General features: G+C 75.2%; 2 protein-coding genes. One reads left to right on the top strand and one right to left on the bottom strand.

What is annotated here, in order from left to right; genetic code table 11:
* Positions 1-79 precede the first annotated feature (79 nt).
* The gene (ligD, locus tag FOE67_RS25310) at positions 80-1,024 is read left to right on the top strand and encodes a non-homologous end-joining DNA ligase (RefSeq protein ID WP_182667143.1); all 945 of its coding nucleotides are present in this window, start codon (positions 80-82) and stop codon (positions 1,022-1,024) included.
* 42 nt (positions 1,025-1,066) lie between these two features.
* Here ligD and FOE67_RS25305 read toward each other — a convergent pair whose 3' ends face one another.
* Positions 1,067-1,483: a hypothetical protein gene (locus tag FOE67_RS25305; RefSeq protein WP_182667142.1), complete on the bottom strand. Its 417-nt coding sequence runs from the start codon at positions 1,481-1,483 to the stop codon at positions 1,067-1,069.
* Between the last annotated feature and the right edge of the window lie 98 nt (positions 1,484-1,581).

Genomic DNA, 1,581 nt, shown 5'->3' with positions numbered 1-1,581 from the left:
CTCCCCGGCCTCTTCGTCGCCTTCCGTCATGGTGTCGAGGGTGGCACGGTCGCGGAGCGCCCGTGCCACCCTCGACACCATGACGGAAGGCGACGAAGAGGCCGGGGAGAGGGACGGGCAGGGGGAACGGATCGAGCGGGAGGTCGCCGGCCGGCGGGTCGCGGCCACCCATCCGGACCGGGTGATCCACCCGGCGACGGGTACCACCAAGCGGGACCTGTGGGCGTACCACGAGGCCGTGGCCGAGGCCGTCCTGCCGCACCTGCGGGATCGGCCGGTGAGTTTCCTGCGCTATCCGCGCGGGGCGGAGGAGCCGACGTTCTTCTCCAAGAACGTCCCGCCGGGGACACCGGAGTGGGTGGGGACCTGTGGGGTGCCGCGCCGGGACGGGCCGGACGTCCCGCAGGTGGTGATCGGGGATCTCCCGACGCTGTTGTGGGCGGCGAACCTGGTGACGGAGTTCCACGTGCCCCAGTGGCGGTGTCCGGCGCCCGGCATGGCGGATCGCCTGGTGCTGGACCTGGACCCGGGCGCGCCGGCGGGGATCGGAGAGTGCTGCGCGGTGGCCGTTCGGCTGTGCGAACGGTTGGCGGCGGACGGGCTGACGGCCTGCGCCAAGACCTCCGGGTCCAAGGGCCTGCACCTGCTGGCCGCGCTCCGCCCCACCCCCGCGGAGGAGGTCACGCGGTACGCCCGACGTCTGGCGGAGGAGGTGGCCGTGGAGTCCCCGGAGTCGGTGGTGACCACGATGGAGCGTTCCCTGCGCCGGGGGCGGGTGTTCATCGACTGGAGTCAGAACGCCGCGGCGAAGACCACCGCCGCGCCCTACACCCCGCGGGCCCGACCGGAGCCGACGGTCTCCACCCCGCTGACGTCGGAGGAGCTGGCGGAGGGACGGCTGCGGCCGGAACGTCTGCGGTTCACCATCGCGGATGTCCCGGACAGGCTGGAGCGGCTGGGGGACCCGGCGGCGGTGCTGCTGGATCCGGCACGGGCGGCGTCCCCGCCGTCCGGGCGCCGGTAGGGACGCCGGGTGCCGCCGGGCCGACGGGGTCGGCCCGGCGGTTCAGGGACCGGTGACCGGTGGTGGCGGGGTGGGAACCCGCGCGGCGTCGGCGGGGGGACGGCTCGCCAGCGCCGCGACGGAGAGGGCTCCCCAGGCGACCGAGACCGCGACGGCGCCGATGCGATGGCGCCGCTCGGGAAGGGTCGCGGCGAGGAGGACGGCGTCGCCGAAGTCGGAGGCGATGCGCAGGGCCGTCGCGGCCTTGAGGGCACTGCGGTTGGGGGCCAGCGCCATGGCGAGTCCGTTGGCCGCGTCGCGCCAGGCGAGGGGCCGCAGGGAGGTCGCGGTCTCGGGGGCGACCTGCCCGATGCGGTCGACCAGCCCGGAGGGACGGGCGAGCAGTTCGGGTCGGACCGCGACCGCGAGGCCGTAGGCCGCCGTGGCCGCTCCGATGAGCCGAAGATAACTCTCTCTCATGGGCCCGAGCCTAGAGCCCCGGGAGCCGTTTGCCGGGCAACGGCCCGCGCTCCGGGGGGCGGAGGGCGGTATCGGGGAGGAGTTCCCCCGAAAGGGCC

This window comes from Streptomyces calidiresistens, from assembly GCF_014141525.1.
Lineage (GTDB): Bacteria > Actinomycetota > Actinomycetes > Streptomycetales > Streptomycetaceae > Streptomyces > Streptomyces calidiresistens.
Note: the sequence above shows the minus strand (reverse complement) of the source record. Positions and strands in the feature narration are given on the sequence as shown.